Origin of the sequence: Aquibium sp. A9E412 (assembly GCF_030398335.1) — a bacterium.
Taxonomy (GTDB): Bacteria; Pseudomonadota; Alphaproteobacteria; order Rhizobiales; family Rhizobiaceae; genus A9E412.
In genome coordinates this window covers 1-3,735 of record NZ_JAOAOP010000122.1, presented here as the reverse complement: position 1 = coordinate 3,735, position 3,735 = coordinate 1, and the positions used below count along the sequence as shown (strand labels likewise).

Below are 3,735 nucleotides of genomic sequence, written 5' to 3'. Positions count from 1 at the left end.
GCGCGGCCTGCCGAGCGGTGGCCGGCCCGGCATCGGCATCGGCCCGGCGCGGCGCGTCGTGCGGTTCGGCTGCGGGTTCGGGCGGCGGCGCCTCCGGCGGGCGCCGGTCGAGCCCCATCACCACCGTCTCAGCCTCGACCACGTCGGCCTCCGCCGCGTCGTCGGCCTCCGGCGGCGCGGCGAGGGCGCTGACCGGCAGCGTATCCTCCGGCTCCTCGCCCTCGATCACCTGGCCGAGCCGCGCCATCGGCACGCGCCACTCGAAGGCGTCGAACCGGCCGGTGACCGGCGAATAGGGCGCCCAGCGCTCCGACACGTAGCCGTCGGCCACCCAGGCCGGGTCGCGCGGCGCGCGCAGCGCCTTGTTCAGCCAGTGGCGCACCCGGCCCTGGTCGCCGGTCTCCTGCTCCTCGATGTCGGCGAGCAGCAGATAGGCGCTCTCGCGCGGCGCCAGCCGGATGGCCGCCTCGACGGCCGCGCGCGCCTCCTTGAACTCGCCCGCCTCCAGCGCGGCGCGCGCCACGGCGAGCGAGGATTCGATGTTGTTGGCCTTGAGGCCGCGCAGCTTCTTGGCCCGCGCCAGCCGGTCGTGCGTGGAATCGCCGGTGCGCGCGTGCACATAGGCCTCGGCGATCTCCGGGTGCGGCTCCTTGCGCCAGATCGCCTCCAGCACCTTGGAGCCGCGGCGCAGGTCGTTCTGGCGGAAATACGCCTTGGCGGCGAGCACGGCGGCGGGCACGAAGTCGGGCTGCAGCCGGTTGGCCTCGAGCGCGGCGACGCGGGCGGCTGCCGGGTCGCTGTCGAGCTGCTCGGCCGCCTGCGCGGTGAGCAGCACCGCGCGGCGCCGCGCCAGCGCCTCGCGGTCGGCCTGGCGCGTCGCCTTCTGCGCCTCGACGAGCTTCAGCGCGCCGGCCCAGTCGCCCTCCTGCGTCTTCTGCTCCAGCGTCGCCTCGACCGCCCAGCCGAGCTGCGGCGCCGCCTCGGCGGCCTCGGCGGCGTAGTGGCGCGCCGCCTCGCGCTCGCCCAGCCGCTCGGCCTCGAGATAGAGGCCGCGCAGCCCGAGCAGCCGCATTTCGGGGTCCTTCAGCATCGCCTCGAAGGTCTCGCGCGCGGTGTCGTGGTCGCCCTCCAGCAGTGCCGCCTGGGCGTCGAGCAGGTGGATCAGCGGCTCGCGGTCCGAATCGATCAGCTTGCCCGCCTGGCGCACCATGCGCCGGGCCTGGCCGCCGTCGCCGGAACCGGCCGCGATCAGCCCGGTCGACAGCGCCTGATAGCCGCGGTCGCGCCGACGCACGCGGAAATAGCGCGCCACCATGTAGGGGCTGTTCCACACTCCGCGCAGCACCCACCAGGCAAGCATCACCGCCGCCACGATGACCGCCAGCATCACCGCCGCGGCCATCAGCGTCAGCTCGTAGCGGTAGCCGGCGACCGTCAGCACCAGCTCGCCGGGCCGCTCGGCGAGCCAGGCGAAGCCGACGCCAAGCAGGAAGACGACGAGCAGGAAGAACAGGATACGCAGCATCGATGACTCCTCAGGCCGCCGTCAGCGCCTGCGACAGCGCCCGCTCCGCCACGCGTTCGGCCGCAAGCCGTGCGCGCAGCGCCGCGGCGAACTCGCCGCCCGCCTCCTGCGCGGCAGCCGGCAGCGCCTCGTACTCGGCCAGCGCCCGCTCGTAATTGCCGTTGGCGACCGCCGCCTCCATGCGCGCCACGATGGCCGGCGCGTCGTCGCCCGCCACCTCGCCGACCGGCCGCACGGTGACCAGCGACTGGGCGCTCGACCACAGCCGCGAGAAGAAGCCGGCGTCCGGCGCAGCGGTGCGCGCCGCATCGACCATGCGCGAGGCGGCCTGGGAGGCGCGCGCGGCGAGCTCGGCCCGCGTCGCCACCCCCTCGCCCGCATGCGGCCTCAGCCGCTCGAGCTCCGGCGCCTCCGGCGCCAGCGCGGCATAGGCCTCGAGCTCGGCGGCAAAGGGCGCACCGCGGTCGATCGCCGACTTGAGCGCCGTCGCCGCAACGACCAGCGCCAACCGCTCCTGGCCGCCCGCCTCGCCGAGCTGGTCGGCCAGGCCGCCGAGCCGCTCGTCGATGCCGGCCAGCCGCTGGTCGAGCCCGGCGAGCCGCTCCTCGTTGGCGCTTGCCCGTTCGGCCGCCGCGGCGGCCGCCTGTTCGGCCGCGCGCGCCGCGGCCGCGAGCCCGTCGACCTCCTCGCGCAGCGCGGCCAGCGCCTCGCCGCCGGCGCCGCCGTCGCCCGAAAGTCCGGCGACCTGCTCCTCGAGCGCGGCAAGGCGCTCGCGCAGCGCCTGGCTCAGCGCGCCGTCGGCGGCGCCGGCCTCGGCCATGTCGGCGACGCGCCGTTCCAGCGCGGCGAACTGGTCCTGCAGCGCCTCGAGGCCCGGTGCCTCGCCGGCTTCGCCCGAGGCGACCGCCTCCGTGAGCGCCGCGACCTCCTGGCCGAGCGACTGCAGCGTGTCTTCCACGGAGGCCACGCGCTGCTGCGCCTCGCCGAGCGCCTGGCGCAGCGCGTCGGTGTCCTCGCCGGCCGTGCGCAGCGCCTCGATCTCGCCGGCAAGCCGCTCGACCTCGCCGCGCAGGCTCGCCACCTCGGCCGAGGCCGCATCGCCGCCCGGTGCGCCCGGCACCGGCAGCAGGCCGCGCCATTGCAGCACCGCGGCGAGCGCCAGCACGAGAAGCGCCCCGACGATGCCGGCGAGCAGCGCCCGGCCGCTGCCGCCGCCGCGCGGGGCCGCGGGCGTGCTGCCGCCGCCGCCGGCGCCGCCGTCGCGGCCGAAGCCGCCGCCCGAACGCGCCTGCGAGCGGCTGCCGGCGGACGCCGTCGACCCGGATGCCCCGGTGGCCGCGGCGCCGGCAGTCTTGTCCCGGTCGCTCGAAGACGGCTTGTCCTGCGCCCGCGCGCCGGCCGCCGCAGCCGGCTTGTCGGCCGCGGCGGCGCTGCCGCGGGAGCCGGACGCGTCGGCGGCCGGCCGGTCGCCCGCGCTCGCCTGCGCCGGCTTTTCAGCCTTGTCAGACTTGTCGGTCTTGTCGCTCTTCGCCTTGTCGGACGCCTCGGCAGCAGTGCCGCCCGCCGGCGGCTTGCCCGCGCCTTCGCCGCCCGGCCCGCCGGCGGCGGATTTCGCCGTTTCGGAGCTTGGCTCGCGCTTCACCGACTCGGCCTCGAGATCGATCGTGACCGGGTCGCGCTTGGGCTTGGAGTGGCGGGTTCTGGGCGTCTTGACCATCGGCGGTCTCCGCGGGAGGTGGGGCTGCGGGCGCGGCAGCGGCGTGCGCGTCCCGTGTCGCGTCCTAGCATAGAGGCTTCGGCAGAAAAGAGAACGCCGTCGCCCTCATGTGTGCGCCGCCAGAAGGTCGAGCAGCGCCGCCTCGTCGGGCCGCTCGGCAACGGCCACGCGCTGCGCCGGCATCTCGCCGTCCAGCGCCGCGGCCACGCGCTGCGAGATGCAGAAGGCGCGCGTGTTGCCGAACAGCAGCGCCAGCGCGCTGCGCGCCCGCAGCGCCGCGAACTGCTGTGCGGCCACGGCAGAGAAAACGAGGGTGCCCCAGACCGGGTTCCAGCCGGTGACATGCGCCACATGGTCGCTGGTGTGGTGCACCGGCACCGTGTCGTAGGTCTCGACCGCGCCGACGTCGAGCCCGGCCGCCGCCAGCGCCCGCTCCAGCGCCGCCGTGCGCACGCGGCCGCACAGATAGATCACCGGCGTGCCGGCCGTCTCG

Annotated in this window: 3 protein-coding genes; all 3 read right to left on the bottom strand. The window is 76.3% G+C overall.

The window, feature by feature from the left end; genetic code table 11:
- Positions 1-1,525 (bottom strand): heme biosynthesis HemY N-terminal domain-containing protein (locus N1F89_RS20385; RefSeq protein ID WP_290086320.1); only part of this gene is annotated, 1,525 nt, incomplete at its 3' end.
- A 10-nt stretch (positions 1,526-1,535) separates the two neighbouring features.
- The gene (locus tag N1F89_RS20380; RefSeq protein WP_290086319.1) at positions 1,536-3,242 is read right to left on the bottom strand and encodes a hypothetical protein; all 1,707 of its coding nucleotides are present in this window, start codon (positions 3,240-3,242) and stop codon (positions 1,536-1,538) included.
- Between the two features lie 105 nt (positions 3,243-3,347).
- A partial coding sequence (locus N1F89_RS20375; RefSeq protein ID WP_290086318.1) for a uroporphyrinogen-III synthase occupies positions 3,348-3,735 on the bottom strand: 388 nt, incomplete at its 5' end.